Raw genomic sequence first — 23,704 nt, forward strand, 5'->3', positions numbered from 1 at the left:
ACCATAAGCATATAATTACCTTTTGTGTTTTGTGAATGTTAATTTGAGATTATACGAAAGGAGTGTTGCCATATGAAAAAGGTTAGTCGTAAGAAAATGCTCAGGCGGACATTGTATGTCTGTAGTGGTACGTTATTATTACTAAATAGTGGTGTTGGGGTGGCAAGTGTCTTTGTCATTAATCAAAATCGGGCGCAAGCGAGCCAGGTGAATCCACGGGCCGGCTTAGCTGATGTCTCGATTTTACAAAATGCGAGTTTAACCTCGACAACGGGGACACAAATGACCCCTAATGCAGAGGGGAACTTTGATTTATCGTTAAACTACACAGGACAAGGTGTCGCCACAGTCGGTGTTGCGGATAAAAAAGTATTAGTTTATGCTTTACCCGCTTCACTTCAGGGGAAAGTTGTTGGCGGTAGTACAGTTGATATTCAAGCTGATCTTTTACCAATTACACCCGGGGATATCCCAGGTGTTAAGCCGTTATTTGATGCGTTAGGCTTAGCGATTACTGCATTGGATAAGGCTTTAAAAATTCCAGCAGTAGTTGCAGCCTTTGATGATTTGAAGCAAGTTCAAAGTTTAGGTAGTTATCAAGAAACGGTAACTGCTAATGTCTCCCCGGATGGCAAAACAATTTCGGTCGACTTTACGCAAGGATTTGGGCGTTATGTCCACCAAGCTTACGCAGCCTTATTCCATAGTCTCCGGGATGCGATTGCAGCCGTTCATTCGGACAATATCCTAATTGAGACTTTAGTGAAAGCGCTTCAAAAAGCGAGCGCCGAACTTTTTGAAGTAATCGATGCGATTGCCGGTGGTACGTCAACAATTTTAGATAGTGCTTTGAGTGGTAATTTATTAGGCTCAGCTAGTGGGACCTTGCATACGACGGTTAGTGATCCGGGTGTGCCAACTGCTACGGTGAAAGCAGCAGCCATTAATAATGCCTTAATTTCAGCAGACATTTTGACAGCGATTGAGCAAGAAGGGGAAGCAGTCACATTGAATTTCCCAACGACTGCGACTAACCCGATTGAAAATTATGATGTGGCAACGCCAACGGTAACCCAACCAGTGGCGGGGCAAACAACAGTCGCTGGTAATGTGATTTTAAAAGAACCGATTCCAGCTGGCACCACTTTTGAAGCAGTTGTAACCCTGGATGATGGCACAACTAAGACTGCGGCAGTGCAGGCTGACGGAACGTTTGCCGTGGATACGGGGGCTTTAACAGCTGGTCAAATTTTATCGACAAAAGTGGTGGCAACTAACGGCCAATATACAAAAGAAAGTACAGCGGTTGAATCAACGGTTAGCGATGTTTCAACTGAAAATCCAATCGAAAACTATGATGTGGCAACCCCGACAGTTGATCCTGCGACAGCGGGCGATACGAAATTAGACGGCCAAGTGACATTAAATCAACCAATCCCAGCTGGTACGACGTTTAAAGCCGTCGCAACTTTAGCGAACGGCACTGAAGTCAGTGCTGATGTAGACACAACGACCGGTAAATTTAGTATCGATACTGATCCATTAGTCGCCGGAGATGTGACGGTGAAAATCGTGGCAACAAATGGACAATTCACAAAACCAAGTGCCAACGTGACAGTCACAGTTGCGGATGCACCGATTGAAAATCCAATTGCCAATTATGATGTGGCAACCCCGACAGTTGATCCCGCAACAGCTGGCGATACGAAATTAGATGGCCAAGTGACATTAAATCAACCAATCCCAGCTGGTACGACGTTTAAAGCCGTCGCAACTTTAGCGAACGGCACTGAAGTCAGTGCTGATGTAGACACAACGACCGGTAAATTTAGTATCGATACTGATCCATTAGTCGCCGGAGATGTGACGGTGAAAATCGTGGCAACAAACGGTCAGTTCACGAAACCAAGTGCCAACGTAACGGTCACAGTTGTGGATGCACCGATTGAAAATCCAATTGCCAATTACGATGTGGCAACACCAACGGTCAATCCCGCAACAGCTGGGGATACGAAATTAGATGGCCAAGTGACATTAAATCAACCAATCCCAGCTGGTACGACGTTTAAAGCTGTCGCAACTTTAGCGAATGGGACAGAAGTCAGTGGTGATGTAGACACAACGACCGGTAAATTTAGTATTGGGACTGATCCATTAATTGCGGGCGATGTAACGGTAAAAATCGTGGCAACAAACGGTCAGTTTACAAAACCAAGTGCGAATGTAACGGTGACGGTTGCTGATGCACCAATTGAAGATCCAATCGCCAATTATGATGTGGCAACCCCAACGGTTGAAAAATCTTTTGCTGGTGATACGAGCGTTAAGGGCCATGTTGACTTGAAGACGCCAATTCCAGATAATACCAATTTTGAAGCAACTGTAACGCTTCCTGGTGGTCGTCAAGTTAAGGCGGAAGTGCAAGCAAATGGCGACTTTACGGTTAATACAGAAGATCCGCTAGTTGCAGGTAGTCAATTAGCTACCCATATTACAGCCATTAATGGTCAATTTACAAAAGAAGGGGCCGCAGTCAACTCAACGGTGGCCGACGCCCTACCAACTGATCCATTAGTTAACTATCAAGTGACAACCCCAACATTGGATTCAGCAATTGCTGGTCAAACCAAGGTGAGCGGTCACGTGAACTTACAGGTCCCAATTCCAGAGGGAACAACTTTCAAAGCTGAAGTGCAATTATCTGATGGTGGGACCGTTGCAGCCGATGTACAGGCTAACGGTGACTTTGAAGTCCCAACGCGGGCGTTAGTTGCGGGTGAAAATCTATCCGTGAAAGTAATCGCACAAAATGGCATCTATCAAAAAGAAAGTACACCAGCCTCATTATTGGTGAGTGAAGTTGTGCCAACCGATCCACTTGAAAATTATACAGTGGCGACACCGGATGTTAATCCGATGACAACTGATGATACACAACTAACAGGGAAAGTAACGCTAACGGATATACCAGCTGGTACGACTTTTGAAGCTGTGGTGACAATGGCGGATGGTAGTACCAAACGCGCCAATGTTAGCCCTGATGGCCAATTTATAATTGAAACAGGTCAATTAGCGGCTGATGATGTTTTATCGGTTAAAATCACTGCTAAAAATAGTGGTTATATTAAGGATAGTGCTTCAGTCGACGTGACGGTTACCCAAGCACCGGATACGAATCCATTAGCCAATTATACGGTTGCTCAACCAGTTGTAGACGCTGCTTATGCAGGTGATACGACAGTTACTGGGAAGGTTGATCTGACAACGAACCCAGCACCAGCCGGGACAACTTTTGAAGCAACAGTTATGCTACCAGACGGGACACTTAAAACGGCTGAAGTAGCAGATGACGGTACTTTTACGGTCACAACGGGTGAATTAAAGGCTGATGATATATTAGAAATTCATGTCACTGCCCACAATAGTGGTTATCAAAAAGAGAGTAATCCAGTTCAATTAACCGTTGACGCGACTGCAGAAACAAATCCGCTTGAAAACTACACGGTTAATGCACCAGTCGTAGCGCCGTTAACTGAAGGCGATACGGCAGTTAAAGGCCAGGTTAACCTAGGAATTCCGATTCCAAATGGGACGACTTTTGAAGCGATTGTGACACTTGCAGACGGGACCACTAAAGCTGTTACAATTGGTGCGGATGGTCAATTTACCGTACCAACGGCGGCCTTAGTTGCCGATGAGACGGTCGCTGTAAAGGTGGTCGCAACTAATGGCACATTTACCAAGGATAGTAGTGTCGTTTACCAAAAAGTGAGTCAAAAATTACCAACGGATCCAATTGCGGATTATGAAGTTGGGACACCAACAGTTGATCCGGTAACGGCTGATCAAACGCGTGTCACTGGTCAAGTTGTGCTTGCAGAACCGATTCCAGAAGGCACAAGTTTTGAAGCAACAGTTACCTTAGCTGACGGCACGCAAAAAACAGCCGTAGTTGATGAAAATGGCCATTTTACAATCGTGACCGGTAACTTAACTGAAGGTGATCAATTAACGGTGAAGGTAACCGCTAAGAATAGTATTTATACTAAAGATAGTGCGTTAGTAACGGTAAATGTTGGTCCAGCAGTTGAACAAAATCCACTCGCTGATTACGATGTCAATATGCCAGTATTGAATCCGGCTAAAGCGGGTGACACACATGTCAGTGGTTCTGTGACATTGAAACAACCAGTGCCGGCAGGAACAACTTTTGAAGCGAGCGTGACATTACAAGATGGCACAACGACAACCGCAACAATCTTGCCATCTGGTGAATTTACAGTTGGTACAAAACCATTGACAGCCGGTGAAATACTATCAGCTAAAGTAACTGCGATTAATGGAAACTTCAAGAAAGATAGTCAGACAGTCAGTTTGACGGTTGATGCAGGCTTACCAACTAATCCGATTGAAAATTATGACGTGGCAACACCAATGATGCAACCGGCAGTTGAAGGCGAGAAGTCAATCAAGGGGCAAGTTACATTAGCCCAACCAATTCCAAATGGGACGAGCTTTAAAGCGGTAATTACATTACCAGACGGCACGACGAAAGCGACAACCATCAATAGTAGTGGTCAGTTCGAATTAACGACCGATGCATTAGTGGCGGGGCAAACCTATACCGCTAAAGTAGTCGCAACAAATGGTGCGAATATGAAGGAAAGTCAATCCGCTTCCGTCACTGTTTCTGAAAAAGAAGAAACAGATCCATTAGTTGATTACAACGTGGCAACCCCAACGATTAATCAAGGAATTGCGGGTGAAACCCAAGTTAGTGGTCAAGTTCAACTTGATCCAGATTGGCCAGCAGGGACAACCTTTGAAGCGGTGATTGTATTACCAAACGGTCGGACACGCGCTGTGAGACTTGATTCTGGCGCAGTGGCACCGGATGGCAAATTTACAATTAATACAACGGCGCTAACGGCTAATCAAAAAGTCTTGGTTAAAATTGTTGCTAAAAATGGCACTTTCACGAAGGACAGTGCAAACGCTGAAATGATTGTTAAAGCAGCCCCAATCACTGATCCATTAGAAAACTATGACGTGGCAACCCCAAGCGTTGATCCAGTTAAAGCGGGCGACATAAAAGTGACAGGTAAAGTCGAATTAACCAAACCAATCCCAGACGGGACAACTTTTGAAGCTGTTGTGACATTGCCAAATGGCGATAAACAAACAGTCACAGTAGATGAAAATGGTAACTTTAATATCCCAATCGATGCAGTTAGAGAAGGCGACCAATTAACGGTCGAAGTGATCGCACATAATGGTGATCATGAAAAAGGTAGCGATAAAGTTAATGTGACGGTCGAAGCTGGTAATCCAGGTGAAACGAACCCACTAGAAAACTACGTCGTGGCTAAACCAAGTGTTGATCCAGTTAAAGCTGGCGACACAAAAGTGACAGGTAAAGTCGAATTAACCAAACCAATCCCAGACGGGACAAACTTTGAAGCTGTTGTAACATTACCAAATGGCGATAAACAAATAGTCACAGTAGATGAAAATGGTAACTTTAATATCCCAATCGACGCAGTTAAAGAAGGTGACCAATTAACGGTCGAAGTGATTGCGCATAACGGTGATCATGAAAAAGGTAGCGATAAAGTTAATGTGATCGTTGAAGCTGGTAATCCAGGCGAAACCAACCCACTAGAAAACTATGTGGTTGCCAAACCAAGTGTTGATCCAGTTAAAGCTGGCGACACAAAAGTCACAGGTAAAGTTGAATTAACCAAACCAATTCCTAAAGGGACAACTTTTGAAGCAGTTGTGACATTGCCAAATGGTGATAAACAAACAGTCACAATTGACGAGAATGGTAACTTTGATATCCCAATCGACGCAGTTAAAGAAGGCGACCAATTAACGGTCGAAGTGATTGCGCATAACGGTGATCATGAAAAAGGTAGCGATAAAGTTAATGTGATTGTTGAAGCTGGTAATCCAGGTGAAACCGATCCGCTTGAAAATTACTCAGTAGCAACGCCAACGATTAAACAAGGTGTTGCTGGTGAAACACAAGTTAGTGGGACGGTTCAATTAGATCCAGACTGGCCAGAGGGCACAACTTTTGAAGCTGTTATCGTCTTACCAAATGGCCGAACACGGATAGTTCGTCTCGATTCTGGGACAGTTGGGCCAGAAGGACAGTTCATTATCAATACTGCTCAATTGACAGCAAATCAAAAAGTGCAAATTAAGATTACAGCTAAAAATGGCACATTTACAAAAGATAGTGCGATTGCTGAAATGATTGTCAAAGCAGCACCGATCACCGATCCATTAGAAGACTATGTCGTAGCTAAACCAAGCGTTGAACCCGTTAAAGACGGCGACACGAAGGTGACAGGTAAGGTTGTATTAACGCAACCAATTCCAGAAAATACAACTTTTGAAGCTGTTGTCACAATGCCAAATGGTAAGCAAGAAACAGTACCAGTTGATAAAGATGGTAACTTTGTAGTACCAATCGATGCTGTTAAGTCAGGTGATAAATTAACAGTTGAAGTGATTGCCTACAATGGTAACTATCAAAAGGGTAGCGATAAAGTTAATGTGACGGTCGAAGCCGGTAATCCAGGTGAAACGAATCCACTAGAAAACTATGTGGTTGCGAAACCAAGTGTTGACCCGGTTAAAGCTGGTGATACGAAAGTAACAGGTAAGGTTGTATTAACACAACCAATTCCTAAAGGAACGACTTTCGAAGCCGTTGTAACATTGCCAAATGGCGATAAAGTGAAAGTGGCAGTTGATTCAAATGGCAACTTCATATTACCAATCGATGCAGTTAAAGCAGGTGATAAATTAACGGTCGAAATAATCGCACATAACGGCAATCACGAAAAGGGTAGCGATAAAGTTAATGTGACGGTTGAATCTGGTAATCCAGGTGAAACCAATCCGCTAGAAAACTACGTTGTTGCTAAACCAAGTGTTGACCCAGTTAAAGCGGGTGATACGCAAGTGACTGGTAAAGTCACTATCAATAAGCCATTCCCTAAAGGTACAATGTTTGAAGCAAGCGTGACAATGCCTGATGGTTCCGTTAAATACGGTATGGTTGATATCAACGGCAATTTCATCGTTAAAACAGGGCAATTAAAAGCCGGTCAAAGATTGATCGTCACGATAATTGCTCACAATGGTGACTTTGAAAAAGATGGTCAACCAGTCAGAATTCGTGTAGCCGCTAATGACCAGGATGGCTCTGGTACCGGCAATGGCAATGGCGATACTGGTAACAACACTGGTAACGGTGGCAACACGAATGGTAATTCAAACGGCAGTCATAACCCGGGCAATAATAATGCCGGTAATGGTGATAATGGCCAATTAGGGAATTCAAACAACGTCAATAATTTGACGAATAACGGATTGAATAGTAGTCAAAATAACCATTACATGTTAAATGTGGGTGTTAGTGACACAACTGGTGGTCAAAATGCTAACAGTAAAGATGGCGATTTACCACAAACAGACGCCAATAAGACTGGTGTCTGGGCAGCGGTTGGGGCATTCTTAATCGCAATGGTGACACTATTTAAGAGCTTATTACCAATCAAACGTGATAAATAATAAGTTATCTGAATAATGCCACAAAAAAAGGGTGATCATCATGATCACCCTTTTTGTATTTTCTTGGAAGGAAAATCGAGCTAGCGGGGATTGAACCCGCATTGATCATCATTTAGTGTTTCTAACTTGATTTTTCTTGGGAGGAATTTATCTGATGTATAAAGAATACCAATTGAATGTGAACGAAATGTGAAGATTCACAGATGAAACTAAGACGAATTGACGGCTTTTATGGGAAAGCAAAAATGCGAGGTAAAAAGTCGCTTAACAGCGGCCCTTTACCTCGCATCTTTGGTTGGCCAGCTATTGGGAGATAGCGGCCTGGCAATTGAAGTTCTTGGGAGGAATTTCAATTGATTACTTATTATTAGGATGGTTCTGGGAGTAAATCGACATAGGGAGGTATGCCGATTCGGTTAATCAGATGATACTTGGGAGGCGTTCATCTGATATATATATAGAATAACAATTAAATATGAACAAAGTATGAATATTTAATTGCGATTGTTAGATAAATATGACTATCTTTTTGTAAGTGTTTTTATTTGTAAAAAAGGTTAGCAGTCGCTACACTTTAGATAGTGATAAATTTAGGAGGCGTTTTAAATGGAAAAGGTATTAATATTAGGGGCGCATGGCAAGATTGCACAATTGACACGAGCACTATTGCTAGCTAAAACGGATGCGCAATTAGTGTTATTTCTAAGAAAAGCGAACCGACTAACAATCCAAGATCAACAACGCGAACAGTTGGTTGAAGGTGATGCTAGCCAGCAAGTCGATTTAGTCCAAGCGATGAAGGGCGTCACAGTCGTCTACGCAAATTTAGCGGGCGTTAATATTGAAACGCAGGCTAAAGCCGTTGTATCTGCTATGAAAACAGCGGGGGTTAAACGCTTAATTTGGATTTCAACACTCGGTATCTATGACGAAGTTCCCGGGGCATACGGTCAGTGGAACCATCAAATGTTAGACGATGGTTATTTACCAACATACGCAGCCGCCGCCAAGGTAATTGAAACGTCAGGATTAGCCTTTACAATTATTCGCCCAGCTTGGTTATCTGATAAGGACGAAATCGATTATGAAATTACACATCGTGCGGATGCTTTCAAAGGGACCGAAGTTTCCAGAAAAAGCGTCGCTGCAGAAGTTGTTCATTTGATTCAAAACCCAACTGAAGCAGTTGGTGATTCATTGGGCTTAAATAAACCCAATACAGAGGGTGACAAACCAGAATGGTACCGCTAAAAAAAGAAGGTCATAGCGACCTTCTTTTTTTGTGTTCGATTTTCTTTTGACGGCGGTTAGGGTATGATAGACCAATCATAATCAAATTGAGGTGGCTTTAATGAACGAACCACAAAATCATTATACAAATGGCGTCCTGATGACCTTAGCGGTGATGGGCACAAAATGGAAACCATTAATTTTATGTCATTTAGTGGATGGTCCCCAGAGACCGGCCGACTTAAAAAGAGCGGTTCAAGGAATCTCATCAAAAGTACTGACGGATCAACTACGAGAACTAGAGCGCGATGGGATTATTACACGGACTATTTTTAACGAAGTACCACCGCATGTCGAGTATGCTATTTCTGAATACGGGCAATCATTGGTGCCCATTCTAGGCGTGATGGCCAACTGGGGTGAAGCCCGAATTGATTTTCTAAAGCAAAGCGGTGTAGCAGTCGATTTGACTTACACAGATCATGAAAAATATGAACTTTAATGTAAAAATAAGCTGTTAAAAATTTTTTGAGATCGTCTTGATTAATTTAAGCTGCCATACCACAAAACTTACTTTAAAGTGCCTTAGTTAGTTGAAAGTGCGTAATTGTTTATTCCGATAAGCCGTCTATACTAGCCTTATCAACTAAAAGTGAGGAATAAAAATGACAATTCAAAATAAAGTCGTCGTGATTATCGGCGCATCAAGTGGAATTGGTAAAGAAACAGCTACGTTATTAGCGGCTAAGGGTGCCAAGTTGGTCTTAGCGGCTCGTCGTGAAAGTCTGTTGGCACCATTGGCTGCAGCGTTGACTGCTAAATACAATACGGAAATTATTTATCAAAAAACAGATGTGACGCAATTAGCGGAGGTGAAAGCACTGATTGATTCTGCAATCACTAAATTTGGTCGCATCGATGTGTTGTTTAACAATGCCGGGTTAATGCCTGTTTCAATGTTGCGCGACGGTAAAGTTGATGAATGGGAAGCAATGATTGATATTAATCTGAAGGGTGCTTTATACGGTATTAAATACGCCCTACCAATTATGGAACAACAAAAGAGTGGTCATATTATCACAACTGATTCAGTTGCGGGCCATTTTACAGGTGAAGGTTCGTCTGTTTATTCAGCCACTAAATACGCAATGCGGGCCGTGATGGAAGGCTTGCGCGTTGAAGAAGTTGGTAAAGGCATCAAATCAACGTTGATTTCACCAGGGCATGCGCAAACTGAATTGGCTGCCAAAATTAGTGATCCGAAATTAAGAGAAGCAGTTCTCAAGAGTGAAGCAGAAACGGGCTTGAGTGCCAACGATGTCGCTAATGCCGTGGTTTATGCAATTGAGACACCAGCCAACGTGGGAATCAATGAGGTCATTCTACGATCGATTGATCAGAGAGATTATTAGTCTAAAAGACTCAAAAAAAGCGAGATGCCTAGGCATCTCGCTTTTATTTTGGATTAGATTTGGTAATCAGGGTCGATAATTAAGACAGGTTTAATTGTTTCGCCCTTAATTGATGCTTCATTTGCAAGATTGATATCTTCGAAGCGATAGAATTTTTCAGTTTTATCAAATGGGAACATCCCTTGACGGTAGAATTCAATTAAACGCGGAATGTCGATTTGTGGGATTGAATCACCCATGTTGACGCCAACGACTGATTTATCGTTAACACATAAATCGTTCCAAGTATCGAGATCGATGTGGTTAGGGGTAACAGCGATTGTTGCTGAAACACCACCTTGGCAAAGTGCTTTGATTGAGTCTTCCATGACTGGGGTAATCCCAGTGGTATCGACACAGAAGTTCACACCACGGCCGTTAGTGAGTGCTTGAATAGCGGCAACCACATCGTCTGTTTGACGACTATTAATCGTATCAGTGGCGCCAAGTTCTTTAGCGAGTGCGAGGCGTTCGTCGATAATATCGACTGCGATGACTTTGGTACAGCCGGAAATTTTACCGGCCATCATTGCGGCTAAACCAACGGCTCCTGTGCCGAAGACGGCGATTGTATCACCAGGTTTTGGTTTTAAAGTATTTAAAACAGTACCACTACCAGTAACGTAGCCACAACCAAGCGGTCCGAGTTCACGTAAGTCTAAATCATCAGGCACTTTAACGGCATTTCGTTCACGAACGACAGTCGTTGTGGTGAATGATGATTGATCAAACATATCAGCAACATGGTGTTCGTTTTCGGTAAAGTGTGAACTACCATCTGGACGTACGCCAGAAAGGTTATTTTCAGCATAGTTTAAGCATTGGGTTGGCATCCCTTTAAGACAGTTTTCACAAATGCCACAAGCATAAAATGACAGAACGACATGATCGCCAACTTTTAAACTTTGGACGTTTGAGCCAACTTTTTCAACAATCCCGGAACCTTCATGACCAAGTACGATTGGATAGCCAATAATTGCGTCGCCTTTACGCAGCGCTTCATCAGAATGACAAATCCCGCTAGCGACCATGTGGACTTGCACATCGTCTGGATGAAGTGGGGCCAATTCGATATTATCTTTAATGACAAATGGTGCACCTTGTTGTTCAACAACGGCTGCTTTAATTTTCATGAGAATACCCTCTTATTTAAATATTTAATTCACAAATAATTATAACATTTTTGAAATCGTTTACAATATCAAATTAAGGCTATCAAGTAAAAAGGTTGAATAACCGGACCCTAAAGCCATCCGTGTTGTTCACGGTCCCAATCTTTTTTCAAAGTGCCGCTGACATAGGGATTACCGGTAATAAAATAACGGTAAGGGAGTTGGCCACTGGCCGCTTTAGCGTTAACCCCGATGCGGGGCGCCGTTGTAATGTGACGTGGTTGGCGCCGATTTGCGAGATCAATTGTTAATGGTGCGGTAGCCACATTTTTAAAAGTTAGTTGTTTATCATGAATCCCTAAGGCGCCCATTAATTTACCGGGGCCGTTAGTGAGGTTAACACCAGGTTTGTTCGGTCGATTGCGCTGCATCTGTGCCAAACCATGTGTAGGTTCAATGGCTCGGATCAAGACGCCCTGGGGCTGATCCACAGCTTGCGTCACGATATCAAATAGGAAGAAACTGCGTAATTGGTAGATATAAATTGTGCCCGGTTCGTGATAAAGGGGTTCACTAAACGGCGTGCGGCGCCCATTATAAGCGTGTGCGGCAGTATCTTGAGCACCCACGTAGGCTTCGGTTTCAACGATTAAACCACCGAGGGTCCCTTGGTGGCTCGTGTATAACAGGTGAGTCCCCAGTAAATCACGGGCAATCTCAGTTGTGGGCCGATTGGTAAAAAAAGCCATTGGTGCTGGTTGTATGCTTGTCATCTTAAAACCTCCAGACAAATTTATTTTAACACGGTGCTGCGAAGATGTGACATTTGTCATATCGAAATCATGACAAATGGGTCTAAGTGTGCGGGAGAGATTTCGCTATACTTGGTTTATTCAAACGAGGTGACTAAAATGATTGATATTCAACAATTAAAAATGCGATTCGATTCCCAAGTTGTTTTAGCAGGACTTGATTTAACTGTTCACCCGGGTGAAATTATCGGCTTGGTCGGTGCTAATGGGGCCGGCAAATCAACGTTAATTAACCTAATGTTGGGGCGATTAGCACCGACGCAAGGTCAGATTCGTATTTTGGGCGAACAACCAAATGAAAAACGCCACTTGAATCAAGTCGGTGCCATGACGCAAGGTGATATGCCACTAGCACGTTTAAAAGTGATTGAAGAACTGGCATTAGTGCGCAGTTATTATCAAACACCGCTAGCAACTGAAACGTTGTTAACCCTTGCGAACTTAACGGAACACGCCCAAAAATTAGTGTCACAGTTGTCAGGCGGTCAATTACGACGTTTATCGTTTGCCCTTGCTATGGCGGGCAATCCCCAGCTTCTCTTTTTAGATGAGCCGACGGTCGGCATGGATGTCGGTAGTCGGCAGCAGTTTTGGCAGCAGATTGATTATTTGAAAAAACAAGGGAAAACGATTATTTTAACGTCCCATTACTTAGAAGAAATTGAACAGATTGCGACTCGGATTTTAATTCTTAAGGCGGGCCAATTTCAATACGATGGGGACTTTGCCACGTTACAACGCCAATTCAAGAATGCGCAAGTTAGTTTTACGACGACCGAACCTCTGGATAGTTTTACACAGTGGTCAGCGGTTACCAGTGCCAGTCAAGATGGCGCAAAAGTGACATTACAAGTTAGTGATAGTGATCAGGTATTAGCACAGTTGGCGCCGTTATTGCTCACAAAGGTCCACGATATTCGAATTCAAGCGAGTTCGTTAGCCGATATCTATCACGACATAATGGGGGAATAATAGATGAAGACAGTGATGACACAAACAAAAATGGATTTTAAGCGGGCTTATCTAAGAAATCCCAGATTTGCCTTTTTCTCTTTATTAATGCCCATTGGCTTTTATCTCTTGTTTACCAAAGTGATGAATCAAGGTCTAGCGAGCGCAAGTTTCAATTTACAGTACATGGTTAGCATGACGACGTATAGTTTAATTCTCAGCAATATTTTTACGTTATCGACACTGCTTTATAACGATATGAGAGAAGGTTTGTTAGCGTTGATTGATCTGTCGCCAACGAGCAAAGCAACCTATTATACGGCAAAGTTGCTTAATTTAGGGGTTATCAACGGCGTAACCATTATCGTTATTTTTGTGGTCGCGGCACTTAGCAATCAGCTCCAATTGGCATGGACAACATGGCTATTAACAGTGGGGTGGTTGTGGCTAGCAAGTTTACCACTTTGTTTGCTGGGCATTAGCATTTCGTTTTTAAATGATGATAATCAAATTCAGTTGGCAGCGAATTTACTCGCATTTCCACTGGCAATTTTAAGCGGTCTTTGGTGGCCGTTAGCGCTGATGCCTAAACAGGTACAAGTCATTGGTCGTCACTTACCGGTTTATCCAATTAATCAAATCGCGCAATCAATCGTCTTAAAAAAGACGGTTCACTTCGCAGATTATGGCGTAACGCTTGGTTGGACTGTGATATTAGTTGGGCTTGTCGTATACTTAAATCATCATCAAAAGGGAGCACGTCATTAATGTCTTTTTTTAAACGTTACATTGCAATGCCCCAACAATACGGTCTTTTCCCGTATGTTTGGTTACTCTTTTTACTTTTCCCAATCGCCTATTCGTTTCCGTTTAAAACATTGCGGCAACAGGTCATTATAGGGTTGGTGCTTATTTTTGTGATCGCGTACCGCAATAGTTATGTCGCCACTACCTATCGACCATTTTGGTTGTTGCTCCAAATGGTGGTGAGTGCGATTCTTGCGGTGATTGTTCAAGCGCTCTATCTCAGTATTTATACGGCCTGGGTGTTTGGCTCGATTCCGATGCGCCGACGTAGTTTCTGGGGTTATTACGGGGCCTATATGCTGTCAATCTTGGTACCGACGCTTTTTCTTTACTATTATTATGGTGGTCAGATGGGGCGTGATGATTGGGTTGGCTTAGCCGTCTATGGCTTATTCTGCATTTTATCTCCATTTGCAGCCGGTTCAATTCAACGTTATAATCGCAAAAATCGGCAGTTAATGCAGACCAATCAACGATTGACGGAAATCATTAAACAAAATGAGCGCCAGCGAATTGCTCGTGATTTGCATGATAACTTAGGCCAATCGTTTTCGATGATTACTTTAAAAGCGGAATATGCGCGTAAATTATTGGCTAAAAAGCCGGATGCGGTGCCTGAACAACTATTGGCGATTGAACAAGCGTCCCGCCAGAATTTAAAAATGGTGCGTGACATTGTGGCCGGCTTACGCCAAACGACAATTGCCGAAGAATTGATTAATCAAGAACGTAATCTCAGCGTAGCGGGCATCATCTTATTAACGAAGGATGAAAATCAAATTGAAGGTTTACCACAATCAAACCAACAAGTATTAGCACAATGTTTGCACGAAGCAGTGACTAATATTATTCGTTACAGTCACGCCACGGAGTGTTACGTGACGTTTGCGCAATCGGCAACGACTTTTCAGATGACGATTCAAGATAACGGCCGAGGCTTGAAAAAGGCTGACCAGTTCAAAAGTCATGGGCTGGCAGGGATGCGTGAACGCTTGGAAGTGATTCAAGGTGAATTAACCGTTGATGGGCGCCACGGGACCACATTAACACTGACAATGCCAATTGCCACGGAGGCAAAAAATGATTAAACTTTATTTAGCAGAAGATCAACAACTTTTAAATACCGCACTAGCTGGTATTTTAGAGCTAGAAGATGACCTAACAATGATTGGAACCGCCACTAATGGCCAAATCGCCTTGGAACAGATTGCAACCTTACAACCGGATGTCGCTTTACTGGATATCGAGATGCCGGGGTTAACGGGACTTGAAATCGCTCGACGATTGCATGAACAACAGCCACAGGTTAAGGTCATCATTTTAACGACCTTTGCTCAGACTAGTTATTTTAAACAGGCGATTAGTGCTGAAGTTGCCGCTTATCTCTTAAAAGACGGCCCTAGTGATGATTTAATCGTCGCGATTCACTCGGTGATGGCGGGCAAAACAGTCTACGCACCAGAATTAGTGGTCGGCTTAACCAATCAACCGCAAAATCCACTTTCACAACGGGAAACCGATGTTTTGCAGGCGGTGGCCAACGGTTTGAGCAATAAAGAAGTCGCGCGCCAACTCTTCTTATCAGATGGGACCGTCCGTAATTATATGTCGATGATTCTCAGCAAATTAGCCGCCAGCAATCGGATTGAAGCAATCCAAATTGCGCGCCATAATGGCTGGTTATAACGGTCAGACTTTAAAATTGCATCGCAGTCGTTAATTGACTATGCTTGCAAGCATAAAGGAGGCGTTAATATGAGTTTAGAAAACCTGCATAAATGGGCATTTTTCTATTTTTCACCCGCATTTTCACCGGAACAAAATACCGTTATTAATCGCAATCAGGCTGGGACCTGTGAAATGATTACGGTCGGTTTTGATCCAAGTGCTAAAACGGATGGCTCGGTGATTGAACTTGCCGTACAATTGAAGGCAGAAGGGGTTCAGTTTATCGAACTTTGTGGTGGTTTTGGGCCAACTTGGACGACTAAAATTAATGAAGCATTGAACTACGAAATACCGGTGGGCGCGGTTATGTATGGCCCTGAATTCCGCCAACCATTATTTGAAATTATGCAATAAAACGGTTCCAAGCAGAGACTTACCTGAAAATCGCAGATAAGTCTCTTTTTTGAGTCTTTTTAATTAACTTTCTGGGTGCTGTTCGGTATAATTCACTTATAAATTGTAAGAAGGAGGGATACGATGTTAAAGAAGCGACGAACATTCATCATCGGATTGGGGGCTGCACTATTATGTAGTCTGTTCTTAATCCTCAATGTTGCTAATGTGCAGGCCAAACAAGTTTTACAGTTAGGCGCACAGGCGCCGCTTGATACGATCGATATCTCGACTTCAACGGGTTACGGTCAAACTGGTAATATTTACGAAGGTTTATACCGACTCGGCAAAAAAGGTAAAATTGAAGCGGGCTTAGCAAAGCGTAGCCAAGTTTCAGAAGATGGGTTAACGTGGACTTTTAAAATTAGAAAAGCACAATTTAGTAATGGGGATCCAATTCGGGCGCAAGATTTTGTTTATGCTTGGCAACGGACGATTAAACCAACGACTAAATCGCCTTACACGAACCTATTTAGTAATATCAAAAACGCTCCAGCGATTGCGGATGGCAAATTAGATCCAAAGCAATTAGGGGTCAAGGCTTTAGATAAACACACGCTACAAGTGACGTTAACCAAACCGGTTGCCTACATGAAGACCTTGATGGCTTACCCATTATTTGCGCCACAAGATCAAAAGGTGATTGAAAAGTACGGCAAGAAATACGCGACAAAATCAAAATACATGGTTTACTCGGGACCATTTACGCTTAAAGGTTGGTCTGGGACCAGTGAAGAATGGCAGTTCAAGAAAAATCCGCACTATTGGGATCATCAGAAAGTGAAATTAAGTGCGGTTAAATTTACGGTGTTGGAAAATACCAGCACGGCGTTATATCTCTATCAAGACGGGCGCTTAGATTTAACCCAACTCGATAATCAACAAGTTGAAAATTATAGTCGTAATCGCGATTTCAAGCGTTATCCATATGCGCAAACTTACTTCTTAAAATATAATTTCAACAGTGACAATCAACCGGTCAAGCATATTTTGAACAATCAAGATGCGCGTCTGGCACTATCCTTGGCGATTAATCGGAAGACAATGAACAACCGCCTCTATGGCTTTAAAACAAATCCGGTCACGGGCTTTGTCGCCTCTGGTTTAGCCAACTCACCCGTTAAAAAGGTCGACTTTGCCAAATCACAAGCCGTGCCACATACGGTCGATTACGAACCGAAACTGGCCAAAGAATATTGGCAAAAGGCGCTAAAAGCCACCGGGATGAAGAAGGTGACACTCTCATTAACAGTTGATAGTGATGATCCGAATACATCTTATGTCAGCCAGTATTTAAAAGGACAATTGGAAGAAATCTTACCAGGCTTCCAGCTCAACTTAAGAACGGTGCCTAGCCAAGTTGCAAGCAGTCGCGATCACGAGGGCGACTATGATATCTTATTATCCGCTTGGGGGGCCGATTTCAAAGATCCAATTTCATTCTTAGAAATCATGCTACCAGGAGCGGCCAATAATACTGGTGGTTTCAAGAATGCGGCTTACCAAAAAGCCGTTGATTTAGCCACGAATCAAGATGCCAATGACCCAAGTCAACGTTGGGCTGATATGGTCGAGGCAGCACAAGTCTTGAACCGCACACAAAGCTTGACACCGCTATACCAAAATGAAACGGGTTATCTCCAAAATCCGAAGGTCAAAGGGATTATCCATAATACCGCTGGGACCCAGTGGAGTTATAAGACCGCCTATATTAAGGGGCAATAAGCCACCAAACAGATTATTATTGTTTCAAGTGGCGCTATGCTAAAGTAAGGGTATCCAATTCAGAAAGAGGGTATTTTAAATGGCAAAGCAATATGAAACAACGATGATTAATGAAGGTGGCCGAAACGGGTTCGTTTACGACCCAGAAAAATCAACGAAGTATGTGATTAAAGCGCCGGGGACAGATAAAACTGGTAAGAGTACCAACCCGGAACAACTTTTCGCCGCTGGCTACAGTTCATGTTTTAACAGTGCCTTGGAACTCGTTTTAAGTCAGGATCAGATTAAAGCTGAAACGACGGTTAAAGCAACAGTCTCACTTTATAATGATGGTCCCGCAGATTTCTATATCGGGGTTGAACTTGTCGGTCATATTGAAGGCCTCTCGCCAGAAGATACGAAGCGCTACCTCGAAAAAGCTCACGAAGTTTGCCCATACTCTAAGGCAACACGTGGTAATATCGACGTTAAAATTGATGTCATGTAATTTAAAAATAAAAAGTTCTCTAGCAATCCATATGTTGATTGCTAGAGAACTTTTTTTGTTTTTAATTAAGTACTTAAATCACAATAGGATTATTATTTTTAATTTTAAGATAACGTTTTAATTATAGGACTTTTAAATAAAGTCAATGATATTAAGTGAAATCGCAACTTGTGAGTTGTGAACTTCTCAATAAATCTAGTTTATCCTATTGTTTAATTTTGCGCAAGATGATTTTTGCATTTTTTTAAAAATCCTGTCGTTATAAGGTGTTAAGCGCATACGTTGTGTAAGGTATAAAAATTTTCATAATAAATAATTTGCACGATATAAGAATTTATATTTCAAACCATAACTCACGAGTTATGGGTAACTCTGTTAGGTATTTTGGAGGTGGTAAAGTGCAATTTTTTAGTAAGTTATTTGAATTAAAGAAAGAGATTGATCAATTTTACAAGGCGGAGTTAGAGCGCTTTGATATTACCGATACGCAATTCTTCTTGTTAACTTATATTGATAGTGTGGAGCTTGCTAGCCCCACCAAGCTTTCAGGAATTTTTAATATCAGTACGCCAGCAATTTCACGTCTTTGTCGGGAATTAGAAAATAAACGACTCATTGAACGTTTCCGTGATAGTGGTATTCAAGCTGATTATCGCCTGGTATTCATTCGTTTAACACCAGCAGGGCGACATAAATTGGTAGCAGTTAACCAAGCATTAGACGACTTAATCAACGCAACTGAAGAAGATGCAATGGTCCATAAACTGGATGCTAGTCGCGCATTGATTAACACACTACAACTTAGTTAGCATTAGAAATTTGTCAGGAGAATGAAGAATGGAAGCTATTAATATCGAAGAAATTGAAGCATTAGATATAGAAGTGAAACGAATTATTGCAGAGCTACAAGCTGAAAAAGATAAGAATCAAGTCTTGATGACTGAAAATAATCAATTACGTCAAAAAGTGACCGAAACTGATCAATACCGGCATAAGGCTGAACAGTTAGCCCATGAAGTCCGTCATTTAAAAACACAAGGGCAAAGCAATATCTCAGAACTTAATAGCCAAGATATCTCAGAAATTATGGTCGCTGCCAAAGTCGCCGCTAACCAAATGGTCAAAAAAGCTGAAAAAGAAGCGCGCGATTATGAATTAACTAAAAGAGCAGCGCTTGAAACCGTTAAGGCTGAAGCGGATGTCTTTCAAACTAATTTGTTGAAGGTGAAAGCCCAAATCGAAAATGATTTGACGGCTTGGATGACGCGTATTGATGAAATTGCGCAAGTACCCACATCGACTGAACAGGAACACTAATAGATGGGATGAAGAATGATGATTAAACTATATCGCGGAGCGACTCCTGTTGAACGTGAGGATCAGGTAGCATTCGAGAATGATCCAGAACAAATCATTAAGACCTATAAAAAAATTATTGCCAAATACGCTAGTACACTACCGAGTCCCAAAATCTACGTCCAGTACTTAGAAATGCGTTACTATTTCGAAGTCGATGTTACAGGACATGCACGGGTACCGGTTCGCCGAGTTGTTCGTTTGTTGAAGAGTGCCTTTCCCCAATTTATTTGGACGCGGGTTGTTGAACACGCCGACAATCGTTATCGACTGGAATTCGTGCCGGTTTCTTGGTCGTATAGTGATTCGATCGATGCCGAACAAGTTTTAACTGCCGCGATTGCGGAAATGGGTTATGGCCAAAATGAATTATATGAGAGTATCAAGCAACAAATGGCGACGCTTTTTTTCGAACTATTTGATTTTGAACAAGCGGTGATGCGCCAAAAACCACAACAAGAAATTGTCGTTCCAAAGAAGGTTAGAACAATGAGTAAGCGTAATAGCGAACAAGATAACATAAGTGTAGCCGAAGAACCAGAACAGCCTATTATTGATCGGGAAGTAGCGCTGCAAGAAAAGATTAAGGATTTACTGGGTAAGTTATATGGCACTAAGGAAACGCAACAACCTACTGAAGAAATAAAAGAAGAAGCAAAAGTAGTACAAATTAGGCCGACTAGACTTAAGGAACAAAAGAGTGAACAGGTTACGCCCAATATTAAGGCACCAGTAGTATCGGAATCTGTGGGGGCGTTACTTGCCAAAATAAAAAAAAAAATCGCTCCTATCACGAAACAGTAAGTTTAAGGCAAGTTCGACTTAAAAAACAATTGATTTTAGGCGGTGTCAGTCTCGCAGTGGTTATTTCACTAGTTTTGTCGCTTGCTCAGTTTTTCGAAATCGCAAGCGTTGATGGCCAGTCAATGCAGCCAACTTTTCGGAATAATGAAATGGTTGTAATCGTGAAGAATCCCACAAAATTAACACGTGGTGATGTGATCGCTTTAAATGTACCTAGTATGGCAGATAAAACATTTATCAAGCGAATTATTGGGTTACCAGGAGATACCGTTTATGCTAGCGGCGGTACTTTATACATTAACGATAAGCCGATTGAACGTCTTGCCAAACAAGGACCGACACCCAAGTTTAGCTTATTAACGAGTACCGGGCAGACTATCGTTCCTGACAAAAAATTATTTGTATTAGGAGATAATCGCCAAAATTCAACTGATAGCCGTACTTTTGGATTTGTTGATTACGATGACATTATTGGAAAAGTTGGTCTATAGGAGGAAAAATGAAAAAATGAGAATAATGATACGAAAAAAACAAGCTATTCTTATTTGTTTAACTGTAACTTGTTTGATTGGACTTGTTTGGAGCATTTTGCGGTTAGAGCCGCATCTATTAGCAGGCGATACTCAAGTAGTAGATCTAGTAGTTAAAGGACAGACTGATCATCAGGAGATTCAATTAACAGTTGATGATCGAAATAGCGACGATACTAAGATAGTTGTCCCCCTAGGGAAAAATTTGGCATATCAACCAACAGAACAGACTAATGCTAGTGTTACATATGACCAGATTAATAACCAACTAGTAATTGATTGGTTGAAAGGGAGACCCAAAAATGCCCATTTAAAGCTTAATGCAAAACACCCGGGGACTTATGTTTTTAAAGCACAGACTACTCGGGATAATCAGCCCGTTAATTCTGAGTCAATAGCTATTACCGTTATTGACTCAGAGAAGAAGTTGTTAAGCCAGGGGAGTCAAGAATCGCTACCTGCTGCTACTAGCAATATCGAACAGATTGAAAATCAAGATACAGCTACCTCATCAAGAGACTCAAAACAAATTTTGCCAGTTGGTAAGCCAACAACCAAATTAGCCAGAGCCACAGTGCCAGCAGATACTGCTATTGTGAAACCCGCCGATTTGGGGAATCAACCTTGGTTATTGTATCTGTTGAAATTAAGATGGAAGATGGATATTACTCAAGGCAAAACAACATTTGGCGATTTGAAAAAAGTATATGGGTTAAGTGTCCGTTATAAATCTGGCGATACACCCACTGATTACTCAAAAATAACAGGACAGATTCCAGCGGGGATTAAATATTTTCCAAATTTAACTGAGATACAGTTAGGGAATCGATTCTACGAACCAAGTTTACAGGGATCTACACCGGCGCCTGGTATTACAGGAACAATTCCGACTGAAGTATATGGATTGAGTAAGTTACAGTTACTTTATTTATATAAGACAGGGATGTCAGGTGTGTTATCCAATGACCTTGGTAAGTTACAAAACTTAACCGCACTTTCTATCGTAGGCGGAAGTTTTACAGGAACAATTCCAGTTAATGTATCATCCTTAACGAAATTAACCGATTTTGAATTCGCTAGTATCAAAGGTTTGACGGGATCAGTACCTAAAGAACTAGGTAAATTAGTTAATATTATAAATTTTAACATCAGTAATGATAATCTTTCAGGAGAGTTACCATCAGAATTAGGGCAACTCACCAAAATGGATCAATTCATTATGGGGAATAATTTAATTAGTGGAGAGATACCTAAATCATTTGATAATTTAAAATCAGATACCTATATTGATGTCCGTTCTACAAAGTTGCATGGGAAATTATCACCTAAGTTATTAGCTAGAACGGGTAGCAAAACGTTATACACCATTAATACACAGCTAACAATGGATGATCCGCAAAGCGGTGTTGATTTAAATCCGGCATTTGTTAAAGATTCATTTCTTAAAGCTAAAGGACAGACAGGTGCTCCAGATAGTAAAGTACTTATTAATTATGCGAATCCTATATATAAAAGTACGGGAGGCCATATAAAAATGCAGGTACCATCAGGTGGTGCTATTCAGGTGTTTGATAAGGTTGGCGCAACCTCGATGGCAAAAACAAACTTAGGATTGGGGTCGCAAACGCCATCAACAGGCGATATCCTTCTTGCGGGCCATAGCTATCAAATTACAGATAGCAGTGGGCAAGTTGTTTATGATGGCAAGGCTGATCCTGATTTTAAATTAAAACCAACTACTAAAGATAAAAAATATATCATTCGGATGGATAATACACACGAGACATTTGACGACAAAACCAGTCCGTTGATGACGACAATTGTGATTGATGTTGCGTTGAAAGATGCCAAAGTGAAACAGAGTCTTAAGCCGGAAGATCCAGCAATTGGAACCGATAATAACGTAAAATATATCGTTAAAAAGCCGTTTAAAATGATTAGTACGGTTCAAAATGATGATACGTATAGTCTCGATTTAGATAATATGACTGAGAGAATCAAGGCTAACGATAAAGACAAAGTCACAATTGATGCAAGTACCTTTGAGATACTACCACCTGGTTCAACAAAATGGGTGAGCGTACCGAGAAGTGATGTTGTTACTGTAACAGATGGCTACCAAGTTAATTTAAACAACTTATCTGTTGGATCAGCTGAGCAAGTTAAATTACGTTATACAGTGACAACAAGCAAAGCTTTCATCGATAAGTCAGTATTAACAAGTGATGCAACAACTATCAATGATTATCATTATCCACTAATGGAAGCTAATTTTGATATTAGCGGTGAGTTACGTTTCTATCAGGTACCTAAAACGATGAGCTTTGCTGATAGTAAGATTGCGAGCCGGACAACTGAGATTGAACGTCAGTTACCTGATTGGAAAATGCAAATTGAAGATACTCGGTTAAATAAAACCAAATGGCATATAACAGCCAATTTAGTAGATAATTTAAAAAATAGCACAGGAGATGGCCTCGGAGATAGCGTTATCTTTAAGAAGTCCGGGCAATCTAATCAAATAATTAATCAAACAAATGCGGTAGATGTTTTTGACGGGACAAGTGACAGTAATGATTATCAAGATGTTAAATGGACAGCTGATACTGGGCCAGCATTAAGTGTTGCTCCCGGATTGGCAAAGCTAGGTAGCTATACTGGGACGATGCAATGGACCTTAATTGATGCGCCAGCTTAAATAAAAGAGGGGGGACCTGGGTGTTTAAGAGAG

The 23,704-nt window shown here is 41.8% G+C and carries 18 protein-coding genes; 16 read left to right on the forward strand and 2 right to left on the reverse strand.

Going from position 1 to position 23,704, the window contains the following annotated elements; all coding sequences use genetic code 11:
• The first annotated feature begins 72 nt into the window (after positions 1 to 72).
• From C0213_02905 to C0213_02920, 4 genes are all read left to right on the forward strand, one after another.
• A complete protein-coding gene (locus C0213_02905) occupies positions 73 to 7,587 on the forward strand; it encodes a hypothetical protein (protein ID AUX11395.1) in 7,515 nt (2,504 codons plus the stop codon).
• A 606-nt stretch (positions 7,588 to 8,193) separates the two neighbouring features.
• On the forward strand, positions 8,194 to 8,838 hold the full coding sequence (locus tag C0213_02910) for an NAD-dependent dehydratase (protein ID AUX11396.1): 645 nt from the start codon (positions 8,194 to 8,196) through the stop codon (positions 8,836 to 8,838).
• Positions 8,839 to 8,938: 100 nt separating this feature from the next.
• Positions 8,939 to 9,319 carry a transcriptional regulator gene (locus C0213_02915; protein AUX11397.1) on the forward strand — a complete coding sequence of 127 codons (381 nt, stop codon included), beginning with the start codon at positions 8,939 to 8,941 and terminating at the stop codon, positions 9,317 to 9,319.
• A gap of 163 nt (positions 9,320 to 9,482) precedes the next feature.
• The gene (locus C0213_02920; protein AUX11398.1) at positions 9,483 to 10,229 is read left to right on the forward strand and encodes an oxidoreductase; all 747 of its coding nucleotides are present in this window, start codon (positions 9,483 to 9,485) and stop codon (positions 10,227 to 10,229) included.
• Positions 10,230 to 10,282: 53 nt separating this feature from the next.
• On the opposite strand, the gene C0213_02925 is transcribed toward C0213_02920, so the two are convergent.
• Positions 10,283 to 11,401, reverse strand: a complete 1,119-nt coding sequence (locus C0213_02925; GenBank protein AUX11399.1) for an aryl-alcohol dehydrogenase — start codon at positions 11,399 to 11,401, stop codon at positions 10,283 to 10,285.
• Positions 11,402 to 11,511: 110 nt separating this feature from the next.
• Complete coding sequence (locus C0213_02930; protein AUX11400.1) at positions 11,512 to 12,153, reverse strand: 3-methyladenine DNA glycosylase; 642 nt, start codon at positions 12,151 to 12,153, stop codon at positions 11,512 to 11,514.
• Positions 12,154 to 12,291: 138 nt separating this feature from the next.
• Between C0213_02930 and C0213_02935 the strand changes: the two genes are divergently transcribed.
• From C0213_02935 to C0213_02990, 12 genes are all read left to right on the forward strand, one after another.
• Positions 12,292 to 13,164 (forward strand): ABC transporter ATP-binding protein, encoded by an 873-nt coding sequence (locus tag C0213_02935; GenBank protein ID AUX11401.1) that lies wholly within the window; start codon positions 12,292 to 12,294, stop codon positions 13,162 to 13,164.
• Between the two features lie 3 nt (positions 13,165 to 13,167).
• The gene (locus tag C0213_02940) at positions 13,168 to 13,911 is read left to right on the forward strand and encodes an ABC transporter permease (GenBank protein ID AUX11402.1); all 744 of its coding nucleotides are present in this window, start codon (positions 13,168 to 13,170) and stop codon (positions 13,909 to 13,911) included.
• Positions 13,911 to 15,038 carry a hypothetical protein gene (locus tag C0213_02945; protein AUX11403.1) on the forward strand — a complete coding sequence of 376 codons (1,128 nt, stop codon included), beginning with the start codon at positions 13,911 to 13,913 and terminating at the stop codon, positions 15,036 to 15,038. The genes C0213_02940 and C0213_02945 overlap by 1 nt, the downstream gene beginning before the upstream one ends.
• On the forward strand, positions 15,031 to 15,636 hold the full coding sequence (locus tag C0213_02950) for a DNA-binding response regulator (GenBank protein ID AUX11404.1): 606 nt from the start codon (positions 15,031 to 15,033) through the stop codon (positions 15,634 to 15,636). Before C0213_02945 ends, C0213_02950 begins: the two co-directional genes overlap by 8 nt.
• Before the next feature lie 69 nt (positions 15,637 to 15,705).
• Positions 15,706 to 16,032, forward strand: a complete 327-nt coding sequence (locus C0213_02955; GenBank protein ID AUX11405.1) for a hypothetical protein — start codon at positions 15,706 to 15,708, stop codon at positions 16,030 to 16,032.
• A gap of 123 nt (positions 16,033 to 16,155) precedes the next feature.
• A complete protein-coding gene (locus C0213_02960; GenBank protein AUX11406.1) occupies positions 16,156 to 17,796 on the forward strand; it encodes a peptide ABC transporter substrate-binding protein in 1,641 nt (546 codons plus the stop codon).
• Positions 17,797 to 17,875: 79 nt separating this feature from the next.
• Entirely contained in the window at positions 17,876 to 18,283 is a 408-nt protein-coding gene (locus tag C0213_02965; protein ID AUX11407.1) for an organic hydroperoxide resistance protein, read from the forward strand.
• Between the two features lie 362 nt (positions 18,284 to 18,645).
• Entirely contained in the window at positions 18,646 to 19,092 is a 447-nt protein-coding gene (locus tag C0213_02970; GenBank protein ID AUX11408.1) for a hypothetical protein, read from the forward strand.
• A 28-nt stretch (positions 19,093 to 19,120) separates the two neighbouring features.
• Entirely contained in the window at positions 19,121 to 19,600 is a 480-nt protein-coding gene (locus C0213_02975) for a hypothetical protein (GenBank protein ID AUX11409.1), read from the forward strand.
• Between the two features lie 18 nt (positions 19,601 to 19,618).
• Positions 19,619 to 20,443, forward strand: a complete 825-nt coding sequence (locus tag C0213_02980; protein ID AUX11410.1) for a hypothetical protein — start codon at positions 19,619 to 19,621, stop codon at positions 20,441 to 20,443.
• Positions 20,377 to 20,934 carry a signal peptidase I gene (gene lepB / locus C0213_02985; GenBank protein AUX11411.1) on the forward strand — a complete coding sequence of 186 codons (558 nt, stop codon included), beginning with the start codon at positions 20,377 to 20,379 and terminating at the stop codon, positions 20,932 to 20,934. The genes C0213_02980 and lepB overlap by 67 nt, the downstream gene beginning before the upstream one ends.
• A 25-nt stretch (positions 20,935 to 20,959) precedes the next feature.
• A complete protein-coding gene (locus tag C0213_02990) occupies positions 20,960 to 23,671 on the forward strand; it encodes a hypothetical protein (GenBank protein ID AUX11412.1) in 2,712 nt (903 codons plus the stop codon).
• Positions 23,672 to 23,704 lie beyond the last annotated feature (33 nt).

This window comes from Latilactobacillus sakei (genome assembly GCA_002953655.1).
GTDB lineage: Bacteria > Bacillota > Bacilli > Lactobacillales > Lactobacillaceae > Latilactobacillus > Latilactobacillus sakei_A.

Coding starts and splice junctions, on each gene's coding strand:
- C0213_02905 (AUX11395.1), top strand. CDS start 73: ATGAAAAAGGTTAGTCGTAAGAAAATGCTCAGGCGGACATTGTATGTC.
- C0213_02910 (AUX11396.1), top strand. CDS start 8,194: ATGGAAAAGGTATTAATATTAGGGGCGCATGGCAAGATTGCACAATTG.
- C0213_02915 (AUX11397.1), top strand. CDS start 8,939: ATGAACGAACCACAAAATCATTATACAAATGGCGTCCTGATGACCTTA.
- C0213_02920 (AUX11398.1), top strand. CDS start 9,483: ATGACAATTCAAAATAAAGTCGTCGTGATTATCGGCGCATCAAGTGGA.
- C0213_02925 (AUX11399.1), bottom strand. CDS start 11,401: ATGAAAATTAAAGCAGCCGTTGTTGAACAACAAGGTGCACCATTTGTC.
- C0213_02930 (AUX11400.1), bottom strand. CDS start 12,153: ATGACAAGCATACAACCAGCACCAATGGCTTTTTTTACCAATCGGCCC.
- C0213_02935 (AUX11401.1), top strand. CDS start 12,292: ATGATTGATATTCAACAATTAAAAATGCGATTCGATTCCCAAGTTGTT.
- C0213_02940 (AUX11402.1), top strand. CDS start 13,168: ATGAAGACAGTGATGACACAAACAAAAATGGATTTTAAGCGGGCTTAT.
- C0213_02945 (AUX11403.1), top strand. CDS start 13,911: ATGTCTTTTTTTAAACGTTACATTGCAATGCCCCAACAATACGGTCTT.
- C0213_02950 (AUX11404.1), top strand. CDS start 15,031: ATGATTAAACTTTATTTAGCAGAAGATCAACAACTTTTAAATACCGCA.
- C0213_02955 (AUX11405.1), top strand. CDS start 15,706: ATGAGTTTAGAAAACCTGCATAAATGGGCATTTTTCTATTTTTCACCC.
- C0213_02960 (AUX11406.1), top strand. CDS start 16,156: ATGTTAAAGAAGCGACGAACATTCATCATCGGATTGGGGGCTGCACTA.
- C0213_02965 (AUX11407.1), top strand. CDS start 17,876: ATGGCAAAGCAATATGAAACAACGATGATTAATGAAGGTGGCCGAAAC.
- C0213_02970 (AUX11408.1), top strand. CDS start 18,646: ATGGGTAACTCTGTTAGGTATTTTGGAGGTGGTAAAGTGCAATTTTTT.
- C0213_02975 (AUX11409.1), top strand. CDS start 19,121: ATGGAAGCTATTAATATCGAAGAAATTGAAGCATTAGATATAGAAGTG.
- C0213_02980 (AUX11410.1), top strand. CDS start 19,619: ATGATTAAACTATATCGCGGAGCGACTCCTGTTGAACGTGAGGATCAG.
- C0213_02990 (AUX11412.1), top strand. CDS start 20,960: ATGATACGAAAAAAACAAGCTATTCTTATTTGTTTAACTGTAACTTGT.